This is a genomic window from Kineosporia rhizophila (assembly GCF_021277265.1).
Classification (GTDB): Bacteria; Actinomycetota; Actinomycetes; order Actinomycetales; family Kineosporiaceae; genus Kineosporia; species Kineosporia rhizophila.
Map to the genome: position 1 here is coordinate 13,385 of NZ_JAJSOH010000024.1, position 18,036 is coordinate 31,420.

The following is an 18,036-nucleotide window of genomic DNA, read 5'->3' on the forward strand; positions in this document are numbered from 1 at the left end:
AGGCCGTTCAACTGTCCCGTTACGTCACCCATTCGGCCCAGCAGCTCCTACGATCGTGCGCAACCGCGAACGCTCGAGCCTCTCTCAGCTAACTCTCCCCTTACGTAAGGTTAGAGTTTTCGAGTGCTGGACCAGCTGAGCCTCGCTCGCCACAACGCCACCCGACCGGCCACGCTGGCCACCGAGTTCGACCCCCGCAACAACGCGCTCAACATCATGCGGCTGCTGCTGGCGGGCCTGGTGGCGGTCGTCCACGCGATGTTCCTGGGGTTCGGGCACCAGCCGCACATCGGCGTGACCGAGGTCGGCGCCCTGGCGGTGGACGCGTTCTTCGTGCTCAGCGGGTTCCTGGTGGCGCGCAGCTTCCTGAGGATCGAGTCGCTGCCGCGCTATCTGTGGCACCGGGCGTTGCGGATCATGCCCGGGTTCTGGGTGTGCCTGGTGATCACCGCCTTCCTGGTGGCGCCGGTGCTCGCGGTGATCATGGGGCGGCCCGGAACCTCAGTGTTCACCGGCGAGAACTCGGCGCTCAGCTATCTGGTGTCCAACGCGGCCCTGTTCATCCACCAGTTCGGCATCTCCGGCCTGCCCGGGGTGGGCGGCAACCCGGACGTGATCAACGGTTCGCTGTGGACGTTGTTCTACGAGGCGGCCTGCTACGGGCTGATCGCGCTGCTGGGAGTGACCGGCGTGCTCAGGCACCGGCCCGAACTGGTGCTGGTCCTGATCGGCGTGCTCTGGGCCGCCACGGTGGCTGCGGCGGCCGGCATCGACGTGGGATCCAGCTATCTGCTGCGCTTCGGCCTGGTGTTCCTGCTCGGCACCGCTGCACTGCTGTTCGCCGACTCGCTACCTATCAACGGTTTCCTGGCCCTGGGCAGTCTCGCCGTTCTTGTCGCTTCTCTGCTGATCTTTCACGACTACCGGGTGGTGGGCGCCCCGGCCTTCGCCTACCTGTGCCTGTACCTGATGGTGCGTATGCCGGTGTTCTGGGAGCCCAAGTGGGACCTGTCGTACGGGCTTTACGTCTGGCACTGGCCGATCGCTCAGACTCTGGTGGCGCTGGGAATCGCCGACTACACCCACTTCCCCTTCGTGGTGCTCACGCTGGTGCTGACCGCCGGAGTGTCGGCGCTGTCGTGGAAGTTCGTCGAGGAGCCATCAATGAGCTTCAAGCACGCGGCCTGGGTGACTCGTTGGGCGCCCGTCACTCCGAAGCGCCGGCATCGGGCCCGCTGAACACCTTGTCCAGGAACTGCAGCGTCGCGCTGGTGGTGGCGGCGTAGGCCGCCTGCGGGCTTTTACTGCCGAAGAGCGTGGGGACGGGGGGTAGCAAGAACGGCGCGTCGGTGAAGCTCAGGTGTTTGGTGTTCTCGACGGTGATCTCGCGCCCGCCGGAAGAATTCTTGACCACGTCGGCCACGGCGGCCGCATACTCGGCGTCGTTCTCGGGGTTGCCGGTGCCGTCGCCGGCCACCAGAACCAGAACAGGCTGACTGGGCCGGGCGTTGTTGCGGGGGAGCCCGTCGATGTCGATCGCAGCCCGGAATCGCCCGTCGTGCGCTGCGGCTTGGAGTGCGGCGGCGCCCCCGGCGGAGTGACCGGCCACCGCGACCCGGTCGAGGTCGAGCCGGTTCTGGAACATCGGCATGGCGACGAGCTGGTCGAGGGCGAAGCTCAGATCGGCGGCGCGGATCCCGGTGGCCCGGTTGGTGTTGGCCTCGTCCCGCCCCTCATCGCCGGTGGCTTGCAGCGTCGAGCGGATGGCCCGGCCGTCGGGGGTGACGGTGGTGGCCGAGTCGTAGGGGTGGTCCAGTGCCACCACCACGTAGCCACGGGCCGCCAGGAACTCGGCCCAGGCGGTGTTCTGGGTGCGCACGCCGAGCAGGCCGGGGGAGAACAGCACCACACCGAACTGGCCGCCGGTGGCCAGTTCGGCATCGGTGGTGGAGTGGTTGTGCCCCTTGGCCGCCTCGCTGAGTAGGAACGACGGCACTCCTAGCGAGCTGCCCAGCCCTTCCGAAACCAGTTCGGCCTGCTGCCCCAGATACGGTGCTGCCGCTCCGGAAGCAGTTGCCGGGTACCAGATCTGCGCGGTGACGTTGCGCTTGTCGTCCTTCTCGGGGGTGCCCGGCTCGGGCCGCTTCGCGTCGGTCCAGTAGGCGACCGTGGTGCCCACCGGGTGCTCGCCGCCGGGCTCGGGCAGGTCGAGCGGACGGAAACCCCAGAGACTGATCGCCCCGACCAGCATCGAGCCGAGCGCCGCGGTGACCCCGAGACCGAAGAACGTGCCGCCCACCCAGCCGCGCGGCCGGCCGGTGGCGATGCGGAGAACAGCCAGAGCCAGACTGAGGACGCCCGCCACCAGTACGCCGGTGAGTTGCCAGCGCAGACCCTGGGTCAGGAGGACCGCGACCGACGCGGCCACGAACACGACTGCGGCGCCGGCAGCGGCTGAGCGGCGCATCCGGGCCGGCACCACGGTGCAGGCCACGCAGACTATTGCGCTGCCGACGAAAAGATTTTCGAGCAGAGTCATTTCATCCATCCCCTAGGTCGCCACCAGCTTGGTGGGGACGAAGGGGACGGAGCGTCACTCCCCGGGGTGATCTTGGGGGCTGACTTCCGGGTGGGCGTCAGCCTGTGGGCTGAGCCGCATCAGACTCTGGTCAGACGAGGGTGGCCGGGTCGGTGTTGGCGCCGCAGATCACCACGGCCACCTTCTCGCCCTCGGCCGGAACGTAGGCGCCGGAGGTAAGGGCCGCGTAGGCGGTGGCCGCGCCGTGCTCGGCGGGGATGCGGTAGTCGCGCCAAAGCTGGTGCCGGGCCTCGACGACGGCCTCGTCGGAGACCAGGACCGAAGTGGGGGACGTGCGCTGGGCCAGGTTCCAGCCGATGTCACCGACCCGGCGGGCGCCGAGCGAGTCGGCGGCCACGCCGGAGACTGCGATGTCGACCGGTTCGCCCGCGGCCAGGGCGGAGTGCAGCGTGGGGCAGTGCTCGGTCTCGACCGCCACGACCTTGGCCCGGTGCTCGGCCGAGGCGGCAATGCCGGCGAACAGGCCGGCCCCGCCCACCGCCACCACGATCGTGTCCACGTCGGGGGCGTCGTCGAGGATCTCTTCGGCCAGGGTGCCCGCCCCGGCCACGATCTCGGGCTGGTCGTAGGCGTGACAGAAGAGCGCGCCGGTGCTGGCCACGTGCGCCGTGGCGGCGGCGTAGGCCTCGGCGTACTCGGTGCCCACCTGCACCACCTCGGCGCCGTACCCGCGCAGCCGGGCCACCTTGACCGCGGGCGCGGTCTGCGGCACGAAGACGGTGGCGCGTACGCCCAGCACCGAGGCGGCGTAGGCGTTGGCCAGGCCTGCGTTGCCGCCGGAGGCGGTGACGATGCCGGTCTGCGGGTCGAGCTCGCCTCGCTCCTGGGCCGCCAGTTGCCGGTTGAACGCCCCACGGGTCTTGAAAACGCCGGTCTTCTGCAGGAACTCGCACTTGAACCAGAGGCCCTCGGCCGCCAGCAGGGGAGTGTGGCGGATGTAGGGGGCGATGCGGGTGCGGGCAGAAAGGACGTCGTCTCGCGTGATCACCGATTCACCCTACGCGGGCTCGGTGCCGTCGCTGAGGGAGGCCGGCCAGGGCGGTGCGTCGGGCAGCTGCACCAGTGGTTCCTCGGCGTAGGTCAGGGCCAGCAGCAGTTGGCGGGTGTACTCCAGCTCTTCGTGCTGGTGACCGCCTTCGTACAGGCCGGCGATGGATGCGCCGTCGGCGGCCCTCATGATCAGCAGCACGCGCTGCGGATCGAGACCGTCCGGGGCGAAGAGGTCTTTCCACTGCTGCTTGTCCCGGAGCATCAGCTCGCCCACTCCCGGGACGTTGGAAAGGGCCGAGACCAGGGCCACGTGCTCGACCGGGGACGGCTCGTTGCGCAGGATGTCGAACGAGGCCCGGATGTAGCCCCGCAGGTTGCGGCCGGGGGCCCGGTCGGCCGGGTCCACCGCAGCCAGGACCGTGGAGGTGAACTGCTCGAGGAGGTCCTCGCACACCGCCAGGAGCAGTTCGTCGCGGGAACGGAAGTGGTGCAGCAGGCCGCCCTTCGACACCCCGGCCTCCCGGGCGATGGTGTCGATGCTGACCCCGGCGCCCTTGGCGGCGACCACCCGGGCCGCTGCACTCAGCACGGCGCGTCGGGTCCGCGCCGGATCCCGCTCTCGTTCGGCCACCTGGCCTCCTCTGTTCTGAATCTCAGCCGACCACCCTGACCAGGAGACCGGTCCAGCATCGGTGTCCACGGACGTCCTCAGATCGGGGTTGCCCTCGGACAGCCTAATAGCCGACCAAATGGTTTGCTTAACCGACCATGTGGTCCGTAACCTGAGGGCATGAGTACTCCCGTCCTGCCCACCGACCGGCCGGCGAAGTCGGCCGGACCCCGCGAGTGGGCCGCGCTGGTGCCGCTCACGCTGGCCGTGACCCTGCTGGCAGTCGACGGCACCGTGCTCGCGCTGGCCGTGCCCTCGCTGACCGCCGACCTGAACGCCTCCGGCACCGAGCTGCTGTGGATCGGCGACATCTACTCGTTCGCCCTGGCCGGCCTGCTGATCACGATGGGCACGGTGGCCGACCGGATCGGCCGGCGGCGGTTGCTGATCATCGGCGGCGTCGGGTTCGGGCTGGTCTCGCTGCTGGCCGCGTTCGCCCCCGGGCCGGGCTGGCTGATCGCCGCCCGCGCCCTGCTGGGTGTGGCCGGAGCCACGCTGATGCCCTCGACCCTGTCGATCGTGCGCAACCTGTTCCCGGACGACCGGCAGCGCACCCGGGCGGTGGCGATCTGGTCGACCGGTGCGGCCGGTGGTGCCGCGCTCGGCCCGGTGGTGGGTGGCTTCCTGCTCGAGCACTTCTGGTGGGGCTCGGTCTTCGTGATCAACCTGCCGGTGATGACGCTGATGGTGGCCACCGTGCTCTGGCTGGTGCCGGAGTCCCGTGACCCCCGGCCGGGGAGCTTCGACCTGCTCAGCGCGCTGTTGTCGGTGCTCGCGATCGTGCCGCTGGTCTGGGCGGTCAAGCACCTGGCGCACGAGGGGGCAGACGGTTTCGGGCTGGGCGCGGCGCTGGCCGGGGTGGCCTTCGGCTGGATCTTCGTGCAGCGGCAGCGGCGGCTCAGTCATCCTCTGGTCGACGTGACCCTGTTCCGGCGGCCGGCCTTCTCGGGCACCGTACTGGCCCAGTTCATAGCCATTTTCGCGTTCAGCGGGCTGCTGTACTTCTTCTCCCAGTACCTGCAGCTGGTCAAGGGTTACTCGCCGCTGCAGGCGGGGTTGCGTGAACTGCCGCTGACGATCGCCTCGATCGCGGTGGTGGTCGTGGCGGTGCCGCTGATCGTCCGGCTCGGGGTCGGGCGCTCGCTCGGTTTCTCGCTGTTCTTCACGGCTCTGGGGCTGGCTGTGCTGGCCGTGTTCGAGACGGTCGAAGGCTACGCGGGTCTCGCGCTGGGCCTGGTGATCATCGGCCTGGGCGTGGGGGTCGTGTTCGCGGCGGCGACCGACGCGGTGCTGAGCTCGGTGCCCAGCGAGCGGGCGGGATCGGCCTCGGCCATCTCCGAGATGTCCTACGAGCTGGGGGTTGCCGTGGGTATCGCGGTGCTCGGCTCGCTGCAGGGCGTGCTCTACCGCAACCACCTGCCCGAGGGGGCCGGGGCGGCCGTGCAGGACTCGCTGGCGCGGGCGGCCCAGGTCCTGCCCGACGGCGAACTGCTCGAGGCGGCTCGGCACTCCTTCGCCGAGGCGATGCAGGCCACCTCGTGGATCGCCGCCGGGCTGGTGGTGGTGGCCGGGCTGGTGGCCTGGCGGGTGATTCCCTCCGGAACTACCAGCCGTTGACCTCACGGACGCCGGCGGCGACCTTTTCGAACACGGGACGGGGCAGAGCGGCTCCCTCACGCCGCACGGCGGCCGGGTTCAGCTGCAGCACCCGGTCGAGACGCACTTCGCTGGGCCGGTTCTGGCGGTCCCAGGCGCCCGGGCCGACGTCCATCCAGCGGCGTCCGTACCGGGCCTCCTGGGCCGCGTCACGATCATGGTCCTTGCTGGTCAGCATCAGGCCCAGGAGGTGGCCGCGGTGCTCGGCGACGACCAGCACCGGCCGGTCCTTGCCCTGGCTGTGGTCCTCCTCGTACGGCACCCAGGCCCAGACCACCTCGCCCGGGTCCGGGGCGCCGTCGGCCTCCGGGGCATAGGTGATCTTGGCCTTGCCGGTGAAGTCACCCGCGTAGGCCGTGCTGGTGCTGGTCGATGCTGCGGCCGGGGGCTTGGGCTTTGGGCCGGACCGGTTCCGTCGGGGAGTCTGCTCGGGCCGTCCTAGCCCGAGCAGACGAAGCGCTGAATCCCACCAAGCTGATGCCATCCCCGCACCCTACGAGGTCTTCTGGGGCGGGCCACCGGGCGGGCGCTCACAGGCCTCTGCGGATGCGCTCACAGGGCTTAGTGGAGGCGCTCACAGGTCTCGGCGGATGCGCCAGAAGGCGAAGCCGGTGAGCAGGGCCGCGCCCCCGACCAGCAGGCCGGTCTCCCGCCACTGCAACGTCCAGAAGGCGCTTTCGGGGTGGTAGACGATGTGCTGCTGGTAGCCGTCGGCCGCCAGTTGCTGGATGCACCGGTCGCGCTCACCTCCGGGGGCCGACGCGGAGTCGTCCTGCCCGGGTTCCGGCATGCAGTCGGGTACGTAGTCGGGCAGTTGAGCCGGCGCGGTGCCGCTGCGGTCTACCGTCTCGTCGCTCAGCACCCAGTCGGCGGCCCCGGCCCCGGAGATGTGGAAGGTCTTGTGCTGCGGGTTCTGTGGGGACCCGGTGCCCTCCAGGCCGCGCAGGTTGTCGAGGGTGATGGCCAGCCGGGTGTCGATCGGGGCGGCCAGGTGCGCGCGGACGAAGAGCGGCATGCACACCTGCAGCACCACCATCAACGCCATGGTCAGGCCGAGGGCGACCAGGGTGCGGCGCAGCACCATGCCGAGCACCACGCCCAGGGTGAAGGCGAACAGTGCGTAGCCGATCGGCACCAGACCGCGCACGCCGAACAGGAACGGGCTCATCCGGTTGAACGAGAAGACATCGGTCGGGCCCTCTTTCGGCACGGCCGCGTCGATCGGCGCCGCCCACCAGGTGATCGCCAAGGTCAGCAGCCCACTGATCACCAGCACGGCCGCCGCCCCCAGGCCCAGCCGGTAGGCCAGCCAGCGGGTGCGGCCCACGCCCTGGGCCCAGATCAGCCGATGGGTGCCGGCCTCCACCTCGCGGGCCACCAGGGGCGCTCCCCAGAAGGCGCCGAGCAGGGCCGGCACCGCATAGGTGAGCAGGATGGTGGCGACGTAGAGGAAGCTGTTCGGGGTGTGGCGGGCGGCCTGCTGCAGGAAGTTCTCGGAGCTCGACAGGTCGGCCAGGTCGGGCCCGGTGAGAGCCAGGGCCAGGGCGACGACGGCCAGGGCGCCGAGCCCGATCAGCAGCTGCAGCCGGGAGAGCCGGTAGTGGAGCCAGATCATCGCTGAACCTCCAGAGAGGGCCGGGCCGGGGTGCTCGGACGGTCGCTGCCCAGGTAGGCGAGCACCAGGTCCTCGAGGGTGAGCGGGGTGACGGTCCAGGCCGGGTCGAGCACCGGCTGGTCGGTCCGGATCAGCAGAGTGGTCTGCCGGTCGGTGTGGCGCTCGCTGATCACGTGCTGGTCGGCGGGCAGCCGGGAGATGTCGCGCCGCGGCCCGGTGAGCCGGTGGTGGGCGGCCAGCAGCTCCTCGATGTCACCGCTGAGCAGGACCCGCGAGCCGACCAGCACGATCAGGTAGTCGCAGGCCCGTTCCAGGTCGGAGACCAGGTGCGAGGAGAGGATGACGCTCAGCTCCTGCTCGGCCACCGAAGTCATCAGGTCCTGCAGGAAGTCGCGGCGGGCGAGCGGGTCGAGGCTGGCCACCGGCTCGTCGAGCAGCAGCAGTTCTGGCCGCTTGGCCACGCCGAGGGTGAGGGCGAGCTGGGCCCGCTGGCCACCGGAGAGCCGGCCGGCGCGTTGCCTCGGGTCCAGGCCGAGCCGCTCGATCTTGGCCGAGGCCAGCTCCGCGTCCCAGCGGGGATAGAGACGAGCGCCGAGCTGCAGGTGGTCGGCCACGCTGAGGCTGTTGTAGGTGGGGGCGTCCTGGGCGACGAAGCCGACCTTGGCCAGCTGTTCGGCACCGGAGGCGGGCCGGCCGCCGAGCACCTCGATGCTGCCGCTCGTGGGGGTGAGCAGACCGGCCGCCAGGTTCAGCAGGGTGCTCTTGCCGGCGCCGTTGGGGCCGACCAGTCCGACCACCCGGCCGGTGGGGACCTCGAGGTCGCAGTCCTGCAGGGCCCACCGGCGCCGGTAGCGCTTGCCCAGGCCGTGGGCGCTCAGCGCGGGCACGCCGGTCATGCCACACCCTCCGCCGCCGAGGCCCGGAAGCTGGCCAGGAACAGGGCCTCGATGCTCTCGTCGTCCAGCCCGGCGCCGCGCGCCCGGCCGATCCAGCCGTCGATCTCCCGGCGCAGCGGGCGCATCACGGCCAGGCCCGGAGTGGCCAGGGAACCGGTGATGAAGGTGCCGACGCCCGGCCGGGCCGTGGCCAGACCGTCGTGCTCGAGCTCGCGGTAGGCCTTGAGCACGGTGTGCGGGTTGATCGCGAGCACCGCCACCACGTCCTTGACCGTGGGCAGCTGGTCGCCCTCGGTGAGCAGGCCGAGCCGGAGTGCGTGCCTGACCTGCTGGACGATCTGCAGGTAGGGAGACACCCCGGACCGGCCGTCGAGGTGAAACTCGATCATCGGTTCCTCCATTGGTGTAGGGCAATAGCACTTTAGGTAGACCCACTGATCGTTGACGAGAGTCAGGTGCGGATTCGTCCGTCCCGGTGTTCCGCGCTGCGGGACGGTCGCGGGTGCGGCATGGTGGGGGGACTGCCGGGCGTCTGGGGGGGAGACGTGATGGGTACTCAGCTGTCGTGGCCGGTCGCGACCTACCTGGAGAGCGCGCGCCTGGATCTGGAGCCGCTGCGCCCGGAACACGCCGAAGAGGCCTATCCGTGGATGTCCGACGAGCGCATCCACGCCTTCACCGGTGGCCGGCCCGGCTCGCTGGACGAACTGCGCGAGCGGTTCCGCCGGCAGGCCGAGGGGCACTCGCCGGACGGGCTGCAGGGCTGGCTGAACTGGATGATCCGGCACCGCACGGGCCGTCTGGTGGGCACCGTGCAGGCCACCGTCACGCTCGGGCGGGGGCACGTGAAGCAGGCCCGGCTGGGCTGGGTGCTGGCCTTCGACGCGCAGGGGCACGGGTTCGCCCGGGAGGCCGCCGGCGAGACGGCGATCTGGCTGATGGGCCACGGGGTGCAGCGGCTCACCGCCTGCATCCACCCGCGGCACCGGGCCTCGAAGGGGGTGGCCCGGGCGATCGGGCTGCATCCGACGATCGTGGTGGTGGACGGCGAGATCGAGTGGACCAACGACGAGCTGTGACCGGACTGCGGGTTCCGGGTGACGCTCGGCACTGACCCGGGGAATTGGGAACCTTTTCGGCCCCCGTGGTAGTCGTTCCCTTGTGACCCTCGCTCTGACACCGACGACACATCTGCCGCCGGCGCTTCTGGCGTCCGCCACCGAACCCGTCCAGACCGAGGGGGACGTCGGCGGACTCACCGGCTTCACCCTCGACCTGATCGCCGATCTCGGCGAGATCGGGGTCGGGGCGCTCAGCTTCCTCGAGGTGGTCTTCCCGCCGATCCCGAGCGAGATCGTCCTGCCCCTGGCCGGTTACCAGGTGCAGGTCGGCGAGCTGAACATGGTGCTGGTGTTCGTGCTGGCCACCCTCGGCTCGGTGATCGGCTCGATCGTCCTCTACTACCTGGGTGCGATCATCGGCCTGGAGCGCGCCGCCTGGATCGCCTCCAAGGTCCCCCTGATGGACGCCTCCGACGTGCACAACTCCGCCGAGTGGTTCAACAAGTACGACTCCGTGGCGGTGTTCACCGGCCGCTTCGTGCCCGGTATCCGCAGTCTGATCTCGCTCCCGGCCGGGGCAGCGGGCATGCCGCTGTGGAAGTTCACCGCCTGGACGCTGCTCGGCACCGGGATCTGGAACGCCCTGCTGATCGGCGCCGGGATGGCGCTGGGTACGCAGTACGAGAAGGTCGAGGGCTACGCCCACTACCTGGACTACGTGCTCTACGCCGCGATCCTCGGGGTGCTCGCGTTCGGTATCGGGCGCCGCGTGGTCCAGTACCGCAACACGCCCTCCCGGCACGGTACGGCCTCGCGGTCGCGTCGTGACCGCGATCACACCGGCGTCTGAAAACGCTGTACTCGCGCTGAATTCTTCCGGGCGGCCGCAGGGGCGCCCGGGAGCACAGTGAAAGCCCCGCCGGACGTTCCGGCGGGGCTTCGTCACGTGAAAAGCGTTGTATCGCAGGTTTGCCCGAAGACGCATCGGGACCGATTCGGCCGGACAGGTGTAAAACCCCGGCCCTGGCGTCATGTCAGCGCGCTCTCAGGTGCGAGCGCCTAGTCTCTCGTCACGTAAGGGTTTTCCGATGCTGCTGGAGTGACGGGTGACGCGGCTCATGGATGCCGGTGCGGTGCCGTCGGGGCAGGCGGAGAGGTCGATGCGGTCGCGGGCGTGGTGGAAGGTCGCCGACCAGATCCTCTCCGGCCTGACCCTGGTCGGGCTCTCGTTCGTGGTGGCCCACAGCGCCGAGGTGGGCAACTTCGGCGTGTTCGGCGTGGCGCTGCTCGCCTCCGGCTTCGTCCTGGGCCTGTCCCGGGCAATGGTCAGCGACGTGTTCCTGATCCAGTTCAGCGACGTGCCCGCGCGGGTGCGCAGGCATGCGGCCAAGGAGGCCACCGGCGGCGCGGTGCTGCTGGGCCTGGTCACCGGTCTGCTGTGCTGCCTGGCCGCCGTGCTGCTGCCCGGGCGCGACCTGGGCATGGCCGTGTTCGCCATCGGCCTGGCCCTGCCCGGCCTGCTCGTGCAGGACGCCCTGCGTTTCGTCTACATCGCGGCCGGCCGCCCCGGCCCCGCCCTAATGCTCGGCCTGACCGGTGCCGCCGCCCAGTTCACGGTGGTCGGCCTGCTGGCCGCGGCCGACCACGACTCGATGGTTCCCATCACCTTCGGCTGGGGCGTCGTGGCGCTGGTCACCGCGGCCCTGGGCTGCCTGATGACCGGCCTGCTGCCCTCGGTGGGCCGGGCCCGGCTGTGGTTCGCCCTGAACCGGCACCTGAGCGTGCGGGCCGCCGTCGAGCACGTGCTCGGCCTCGGTGCCCTCTACCTGGCCTACTGCCTGATCGGTGCGGTGGTCGGCCTGTCCGCGGTCGGCTCGCTCTGGGCCGCGCAGATGTTCCTGCTCCCGGCCTACGTGGCGATCACCGCCACCGCCTCGCTGCTGTCGGCCCGGTTCGAGCTGCGGGCCCTGCAGGAGCGCTCGCTGCTCCGCCCGGCCCTGCTCACCGGCACGGGGCTGGCCGTGGTGGCCGTGCTGTGGGCGGTGGCGATCTCGGTCGTGCCCGACGCGGTCGGCATGCACCTCACCGGTGAGACCTGGGAGGGCGCCCGCACGGTGCTCCAGCCCGCGGTGGTCGGCGTGGTGATGCTGGCCCTGGCCACCGGTCCGGGGCTGGCGCTGCGGGCCTGGCGGTGCGGCGACCTGCTGCGTCAGGTGGCCCTGCTGCAGGCCCTGCTCCTGCTCGGCCTCGGGCTGCTGGGGGCACAGCTGCACGGTGTGCGGGGAGCAGCCGTGGGGCTGGTCGCCGCCCACGTCATCGGGGCCGGCACGCTCTGGGCCCTGTTCCTGCGCGAATCCTTCCTACGCGGATCCGGGCGGCGCGCCGAGGTGCCGGCCCAGCCGCTCCATTTCTGATCCCTGACGTTCGGGTGAGCCAGCTCACTCGGCGGTGACTTCCCTTTGGCCAGAGCCAACTGTGCCGCCGCGTTAGAGTCACGCTCGGTTTTGAGCTTCCCGAAAGGTTGACCATGAGTGCCGTCCTGACCGATCCGCCGGGCCCTGTGAGTGGCCCGGAGGGGGTTCGCCGACCCGAGTGGCTGCGTTCCTGGACGGTGCTGCGGGTCGAGGTGCTGGCCGGGCTGGTCACCGCGTTCGCGCTGATCCCCGAGGTGATCTCGTTCTCGATCGTGGCCGGGCTGGACCCGCGGGTGGGCCTGTTCACCTCGTTCGTGATGGCCGTGGTGATCGCCTTCACCGGCGGCCGGCCGGCCATGGTGACCGCCGCGGCGGGCTCGACCGCGCTGGTGATCGCCCCGCTGGCCAAGGAGCACGGGCTGGACTTCGTGATCGCCGCGGTGCTGCTGGGCGGGCTGATCCAGGTGGCGCTGGCCCTGCTCGGGGTGGCCCGGCTGATGCGGTTCATCCCGCGCAGCGTGATGATCGGCTTCGTCAACGCGCTGGCCATCCTGATCTTCAGCGCCCAGCTGCCGCACCTGTTCGACGTGCCCGCCCTGGTCTACCCGCTGCTGGTGCTCTCGATCGTGATCATCGTGTTCGCCCCCCGGTTCATCAAGGCGGTGCCGGCCCCGCTGATCTCGATCGTGGTGGTGACCGCGCTGGCGATCGGCTTCGGGATGCACGTGCCGACGGTGGGGGAGGAGGGCAAGCTGCCCGACGGCCTGCCGCTGCCGGGGATCCCGGACATCCCCTGGACGATGGACACCCTCACCCTGATCCTGCCGTTCTCGCTCGGCCTGGCCCTGGTCGGCCTGCTGGAGACGCTGCTGACCGCCAAGCTGGTCGACGACATCACCGACACCGGCTCGGACAAGACCCGCGAGGCGGCCGGGCTGGGGGTGGCCAACCTGGCCGCCGGGGCGTTCGGCGGCATGGGCGGCTGCGCGATGATCGGCCAGACGATGATCAACGTCAACAGCGGCGGACGGCACCGGCTGAGCACCTTCATGGCCGGCGCCTGGCTGCTGGTCCTGGTGCTGCTGCTCGGCCCGGTGGTCGCCGACATGCCGATGGTGGCCCTGGTGGCGGTCATGGTCGTGGTCTCGGCCACCACCTTCGACTGGCACAGCGTGGCCCCGGCGACCCTGCGCCGGATGCCGCGCAGCGAGACCCTGGTCATGCTGGTCACCGTGGCCGTCACGGTGGCCACGAACAACCTGGCCTACGGCGTGATCATCGGGGTGCTGGCGGCCAGCGTGCTGTTCGCCCGGCGGGTGGCCCACCTGGTCACGGTGACTGCGCAGACCAGCGAGGACGGCTCGCTGAAGACCTACCAGGTGCACGGGCAGCTGTTCTTCGCCTCCAGCAACGACATCGTGCACCAGTTCGACTACGCCGGTGACCCGCAGCGGGTGGTGATCGACCTGACCACGGCCCAGATCTGGGACGCCTCGTCGGTGGCGGCGATGGACGCGATCTCGACCAAGTACGCCGCCCGCGGCAAGGAGGTCACCATCGTCGGGATGAATCCCACCAGCGAGGCGATGCACCTGAGACTGGCCGGAAAACTGGGCTGATCCACTCCTGATCCACTTCGCGGCAACCGGTTTCACCTTCGGGTGGCCGGTTGCCGCCGGTTTGGTGGGTACCTGTGCGGTTGCGCGGTGGATCTGTGGTGCGAGGCTCATCGGCGAGTGCAGACCAGCCGCTCGGAATTCAGGAACCGAACCCCTTGTGAGGCTGACATGGCCGACCAGTTCAGTACGCCCCCGCGTACCACCTACCCCGAATCCGATTACTCTGCAGGGTCTTCCAGTGAGTCCACGCCCGGTGTGGCGAAGGAGCAGGCCGCCCAGGTCGGGCAGGGCGCCACCGAAGCCGGCCGCCGGGTCGCCTCGGTCGCCTCCGAGCAGGCCTCCACCGTGGCCTCGGAGGCCGCCGGTCAGGCCAAGAACCTCTACGAGCAGACCCGTCAGGAGCTGCAGGGACAGGCCGCCACGCAGCAGGAGCGGCTGGCCGAGAGCATCCGCTCGCTGAGCACCGAGCTGGCCTCGATGGCCGACCGGGGCAACGCGGGCCCCGCCTCCGACCTGGTGCGCGAGGCCTCCGGCCGGGCCAGTGACGTGGCCGGCTGGCTGGACCAGCGCGACCCGGGAGGCGTGCTCCAGGAGGTAACCGACTTCGCCCGCCGCCGTCCGGGCACGTTCCTGGCGATCGCGGCCGGGGCCGGCCTGATCGCCGGGCGGCTCACCCGCGGGGCGATCAGCGAGGCCAAGAACGAGTCCCAGTCCACCTCTGCGGCAACGGGTTACACCACCGGCCCGTCGTTCGCGACCCCGCCCGCGCCGGCTGCTCCGGTTGCCGGGACCACCGGGGCTCCGGTGCCCGGCTACCCGCACCCCACTCCGGCCGAGTCGGTCGTCGACCCGCTGGCCGACCCGGTGCCGTACGAGCGCTACGAAGAGACCGTTCCGGGCACCAGCTTCCCGGCTGATCGCCGGGAGGGGCTGTGACCACCACGCCCGACGCCCAGGCGCCCCGTCCCACCCCCACCGGTGAGACGCCGTCGATCGGTGAACTGCTCGGCGACATCACCCGCGACCTGTCCACCCTGATGCGCCAGGAGGTCGAGCTCGCCAAGGCCGAGCTCCGGCAGTCGGCGAAGCAGTCGGGCAAGGGCGCCGGAATGCTCGGTGCCGCAGGGGTTGTCGGCCACCTCGCGGTGGTGTTCCTGCTGATCGCGATCTGGTGGGGTCTGGGCAACGAGATCGGCCGTGGCTGGTCCGGCCTGATCGTGGCGGTGGTTCTCGCCGTGATCGCCGCCGTGCTGGGCGTTCTGGGCCGTAACCAGGTGAAGGCGGCGCCCGGCCTGGGCCGGACCGCGGACAGCGTGAAGCGCATCCCGGATGCGGTCAAGGGCAACGAAGGGAACGTGCGATGAGCCAGCCGACCTACGGCAGTGAGACCCCGCGCAACGAGACCCCCGAAGAGATCCGGGCGCGGATCGAGAACACCCGCCAGGAACTGAGTACCGACGTCAACACGCTCGCCGAGACGGTCCGGCCGAGCAATGTCGCCAAGCGTCAGGCGGACAAGGCCCGCGACGCCGTGGGCAGCGTCCGCGACCGGGTGATGGGTACCGCCGGCACAGCGAAGGAGAAGGTCATGGGTAGCGCCTCGAGCGCCGGGAACAGCGCGTCCTCCACCCTGGGGGACGCCCGCAGCGCCGTCGGCTCGGCGGCCTCGTCGTCGCAGGAGGCCGTGGCCTCGGCCGCCGCCACCTCGCAGGAGGCGATCGCGGCCGCCCCGGGTGCGGTGAAGGCCCGCACCGAGGGCAACCCGCTCGCCGCCGGCCTGATCGCCTTCGGCGCGGGCATGCTGCTGGGCTCGCTGCTGCCGGCCACCCGCAAGGAGGAGGAGGCCGTGGCGGCGCTGAAGGAGAACGCCTCGACCCTCACCGGCCCGGCCTCCGAGGTGGCCCAGGAAGTCGGCCAGCACCTGCGCGAGAGCGCCCAGGAGGCTGCCGAGTCGGTGCGCTCCACCGCCGGTGAGGCGGCCCAGACGGTGAAGGACGAGGCCGCTTCGGCCGGGCAGGACGTCAAGGACCAGGGTGTCCAGGCCAAGGAGCGGGTGCAGGAAACCCGTTCCTGATTCAGCTCCACGTCGTGGCCAGGGCGGATCGTGCAGAATTCGGCACGATCCGCCCTTACGTGTTTGGAGGCTGACGATGAGCGCACCGAATGGTTTCCGGCCGCGCACCGCGATCGTGACCGGCGCGCAGTCCGGGATCGGCCGGGCCACCGCCCTGGCGCTCGCCGAGGCCGGTCTGGACGTGGGGCTGACCTGGTTCGACGACGAGGCGGCGGCGGCCCGGGTGGCGGCGCAGATCGAGGCCCGGGGCCGGCGTGCGGTGCTGGCCCGGCTGGACACCGGTGACCCCGGATCGTGTGCGGCGGTGATCGAGGCGCTGATCGCCGGGCTCGGCGGGCTGCAGGTGTTCGTCAACAACGCCGGGATGGGGCAGGCCTCGCCGTTCCTGCAGATGGAGCTGGACACCTGGCGGCGGGTGGTCGCGGTCGACCTGGACGGCGCCTTCGTGTGCCTGCAGACCGCCGCGCGGGCGATGGTCGAGGCCGGGGAGGGCGGTCGCCTGATCGCCGTCACCAGCGTGCACGAGCATCAGCCGCGGGTCGGGGCCGCGGCCTACGACGCGGCCAAGGCCGGGCTGGGGGCGTTGATCAAGACCGCTGCGCTGGAACTCGGCGAACACGGGATCACGGCCAACAGCGTGGCGCCCGGCGAGATCGCCACGGCGATGAACCGGACCGAGGGCGTGGACCCGCACACGATCAGTCGTCCCGGGGTTCCTCTGGGCCGTCCGGGCGATCCCCACGAGGTGGCCGCGGTGATTGCTTTCCTGGCCTCCCCGGCGGCCAGTTACGTCACGGGGGCCTCCTGGTCGGTGGACGGCGGGATGCTCAACATGGGCCCGCAGGGCGGATCGCACCTCAAGGCGGACGACTGGCGTCGCGTTTGAGTCGAGACCTGGGGCTGAGCAGCGGTGTGGTTCCTGGGAGAGTGGGCTTGTGAGCCCGGTCGATCTTGCCTCCGAACCTGTCTCCGGCACGGATGCCGGGGACCGGACCACAGCGGCGGGCGCCGCCGTCGACGGTCCAGGCCCACGAGCGTCCTCAAGCCAGAAAGCTCTGCGGATCGTGACGGTGGTGACCGTGATGCTCGTGCTGGCCGCGGGGGTCATGCGGCTGGAGCAGCGCCGGGAGCGATCCGCGAACTTGGCGGCACCCCTGCTTACCCAGGTGGTGGGGATCGGACCAGACGGCACTCGCATCCCCATCTCTCCCGAGACCGACCCATCGGTGGTCGACTTCTACCCCGGCACCCGCGTGCTTACCCCCGACTCGGCCGCGCTGCTGACCAGAACCACAGTCACAACAGAGGACGCGTCGGCGTCAGCCGCGCTGGCCGCGCAGCAGAGGGAGTGGGTCGAGTCAGGCACGATTCCGGGGGCCGGCGGGCCCTACGCGGAGATGGTCGAGACTGCGCTGCTGGACATCCACACGCTCCTGTTGGACAACGGTGCCTCCCTGGCGGCCTGGCCGGGAGCCTGGCGGTACGTCTGGCCCAGGGACGCGGCCTTCGTGGCCGTAGCTCTCACCGTCTCGGGGCATCCGGAAGACGCGCTGCGAGTGCTGGAGTTCGTGCAGCGGCAGCAACCCTCGGACGGGGTCTTCGAGGCGCGCTACCTGCCGGACGAGACCGGGGTGCCCGATGCCCGGGGCAAACAGTCGGACGGTCTCGGCTGGGTGCTGTGGGCGACGTTGCGGCTGGTCGAGTCGTTGCCTGAGGCCGATCGCGAAGCGGTTCTGACCACGCTGCGCCCCATGATCGATTCCTCTACCGACGCGGCGCTCCGCCTGACCGACACGGCAGATGCCCTCCCTCCGCACTCCCAGGACTACTGGGAGGTGCCGATGTACCGGCTGAGTCTGGGCACTGCTGCCCCCATCGCCCTGGGCCTACGGTCGGCAAGTGCGTTGCAGGGCATGCTCGGCGCCCGTACTACCGCGAGGTCGGCTGAGCGCCGGGCCGATCGGCTGGAGAAGAGCATCGCCACCGAGTTCGGTGCCCACGGCTACCCCCGGGAACTGGGCGGGGACGCCTCAGACGCATCGCTCTCGTTCCTGCTGCCTCCCTTCACCGCCAAGGCCTCCCCAGCGGTCGTACGGGCCTGGCGTAAGGCTGGGCGTGAGATGGCGCGACCGGCCGGTGGGCTGGCGCCGGGAGTGGGCTGGCGCAACGACGGCATCAGCTGGACGCCGCAGACCGCCCTGTTCGCCCTGACCGGCGCGGCGATCGGCGACACCGGTAGCGCTACGTGGCGGATGAACTGGCTGCGCGACCATCGCACCGCCTACGGCTCGATCGCGGAAAAGGTGACCAGTGCTGGGGCCCCGGCCGGCCCGGCCCCGCTGGCCTGGTCCGACGCCGTCACAGTGCTCACTGCTGACCTGCTTTGACCAGCAGTGACTCAGCCGACCGGGGGACACGTCCGCCACTTTAGTTACAGAGCGG

Annotated in this window: 18 protein-coding genes; 11 read left to right on the top strand and 7 right to left on the bottom strand. The window is 70.7% G+C overall.

Going from position 1 to position 18,036, the window contains the following annotated elements; all coding sequences use genetic code 11:
- Positions 1–123: 123 nt before the first annotated feature.
- Positions 124–1,239, top strand: coding sequence for an acyltransferase family protein (locus LWF15_RS26800; protein ID WP_232813715.1), 1,116 nt, complete (start codon positions 124–126; stop codon positions 1,237–1,239).
- Here LWF15_RS26800 and LWF15_RS26805 read toward each other — a convergent pair.
- The 3 genes from LWF15_RS26805 to LWF15_RS26815 form a co-directional block, all read right to left on the bottom strand.
- Positions 1,208–2,539, bottom strand: coding sequence for an alpha/beta hydrolase family protein (locus LWF15_RS26805; protein ID WP_232813716.1), 1,332 nt, complete (start codon positions 2,537–2,539; stop codon positions 1,208–1,210). The two genes, LWF15_RS26800 and LWF15_RS26805, sit on opposite strands and share 32 nt — an antisense overlap.
- A gap of 130 nt (positions 2,540–2,669) precedes the next feature.
- Positions 2,670–3,587 (bottom strand): threonine/serine dehydratase, encoded by a 918-nt coding sequence (locus LWF15_RS26810; protein ID WP_232813717.1) that lies wholly within the window; start codon positions 3,585–3,587, stop codon positions 2,670–2,672.
- 9 nt (positions 3,588–3,596) lie between these two features.
- Positions 3,597–4,220, bottom strand: a complete 624-nt coding sequence (locus LWF15_RS26815) for a TetR/AcrR family transcriptional regulator (RefSeq protein ID WP_232813718.1) — start codon at positions 4,218–4,220, stop codon at positions 3,597–3,599.
- A gap of 159 nt (positions 4,221–4,379) precedes the next feature.
- On the opposite strand from LWF15_RS26815, the gene LWF15_RS26820 reads away from it, so the two are divergent.
- Entirely contained in the window at positions 4,380–5,876 is a 1,497-nt protein-coding gene (locus tag LWF15_RS26820; protein ID WP_232813719.1) for an MFS transporter, read from the top strand.
- Here LWF15_RS26820 and LWF15_RS26825 read toward each other — a convergent pair.
- The 4 genes from LWF15_RS26825 to LWF15_RS26840 form a co-directional block, all read right to left on the bottom strand.
- Positions 5,863–6,399, bottom strand: a complete 537-nt coding sequence (locus LWF15_RS26825) for a type II toxin-antitoxin system PemK/MazF family toxin (protein WP_232813720.1) — start codon at positions 6,397–6,399, stop codon at positions 5,863–5,865. The genes LWF15_RS26820 and LWF15_RS26825 overlap by 14 nt on opposite strands.
- Before the next feature lie 90 nt (positions 6,400–6,489).
- The gene (locus tag LWF15_RS26830) at positions 6,490–7,530 is read right to left on the bottom strand and encodes an ABC transporter permease (protein WP_232813721.1); all 1,041 of its coding nucleotides are present in this window, start codon (positions 7,528–7,530) and stop codon (positions 6,490–6,492) included.
- Positions 7,527–8,426, bottom strand: coding sequence for an ABC transporter ATP-binding protein (locus LWF15_RS26835; RefSeq protein WP_232813722.1), 900 nt, complete (start codon positions 8,424–8,426; stop codon positions 7,527–7,529). Before LWF15_RS26835 ends, LWF15_RS26830 begins: the two co-directional genes overlap by 4 nt.
- A complete protein-coding gene (locus LWF15_RS26840; protein ID WP_232813723.1) occupies positions 8,423–8,815 on the bottom strand; it encodes a GntR family transcriptional regulator in 393 nt (130 codons plus the stop codon). The genes LWF15_RS26835 and LWF15_RS26840 overlap by 4 nt, the downstream gene beginning before the upstream one ends.
- A 159-nt stretch (positions 8,816–8,974) precedes the next feature.
- Between LWF15_RS26840 and LWF15_RS26845 the strand changes: the two genes are divergently transcribed.
- The 9 genes from LWF15_RS26845 to LWF15_RS26885 all read left to right on the top strand — a co-directional run bounded on the left by LWF15_RS26845 (position 8,975) and on the right by LWF15_RS26885 (position 17,981).
- The gene (locus LWF15_RS26845; protein ID WP_232813724.1) at positions 8,975–9,505 is read left to right on the top strand and encodes a GNAT family N-acetyltransferase; all 531 of its coding nucleotides are present in this window, start codon (positions 8,975–8,977) and stop codon (positions 9,503–9,505) included.
- An 82-nt stretch (positions 9,506–9,587) separates the two neighbouring features.
- Positions 9,588–10,337: a DedA family protein gene (locus LWF15_RS26850; RefSeq protein ID WP_232813725.1), complete on the top strand. Its 750-nt coding sequence runs from the start codon at positions 9,588–9,590 to the stop codon at positions 10,335–10,337.
- A gap of 310 nt (positions 10,338–10,647) precedes the next feature.
- Positions 10,648–11,901: an MATE family efflux transporter gene (locus LWF15_RS26855; protein ID WP_232813726.1), complete on the top strand. Its 1,254-nt coding sequence runs from the start codon at positions 10,648–10,650 to the stop codon at positions 11,899–11,901.
- Between the two features lie 113 nt (positions 11,902–12,014).
- Positions 12,015–13,520: a SulP family inorganic anion transporter gene (locus LWF15_RS26860; protein ID WP_232813727.1), complete on the top strand. Its 1,506-nt coding sequence runs from the start codon at positions 12,015–12,017 to the stop codon at positions 13,518–13,520.
- 255 nt (positions 13,521–13,775) lie between these two features.
- The gene (locus LWF15_RS26865) at positions 13,776–14,456 is read left to right on the top strand and encodes a hypothetical protein (RefSeq protein ID WP_232813728.1); all 681 of its coding nucleotides are present in this window, start codon (positions 13,776–13,778) and stop codon (positions 14,454–14,456) included.
- Complete coding sequence (locus LWF15_RS26870) at positions 14,453–14,884, top strand: phage holin family protein (protein ID WP_232813729.1); 432 nt, start codon at positions 14,453–14,455, stop codon at positions 14,882–14,884. The genes LWF15_RS26865 and LWF15_RS26870 overlap by 4 nt, the downstream gene beginning before the upstream one ends.
- On the top strand, positions 14,881–15,594 hold the full coding sequence (locus LWF15_RS26875; protein WP_232813730.1) for a DUF3618 domain-containing protein: 714 nt from the start codon (positions 14,881–14,883) through the stop codon (positions 15,592–15,594). The genes LWF15_RS26870 and LWF15_RS26875 overlap by 4 nt, the downstream gene beginning before the upstream one ends.
- Before the next feature lie 76 nt (positions 15,595–15,670).
- Positions 15,671–16,480 (top strand): SDR family oxidoreductase, encoded by an 810-nt coding sequence (locus LWF15_RS26880; protein ID WP_232813731.1) that lies wholly within the window; start codon positions 15,671–15,673, stop codon positions 16,478–16,480.
- A gap of 187 nt (positions 16,481–16,667) precedes the next feature.
- A complete protein-coding gene (locus LWF15_RS26885; RefSeq protein WP_232813732.1) occupies positions 16,668–17,981 on the top strand; it encodes a glycoside hydrolase family 15 protein in 1,314 nt (437 codons plus the stop codon).
- The last annotated feature ends 55 nt before the right edge of the window (positions 17,982–18,036 follow it).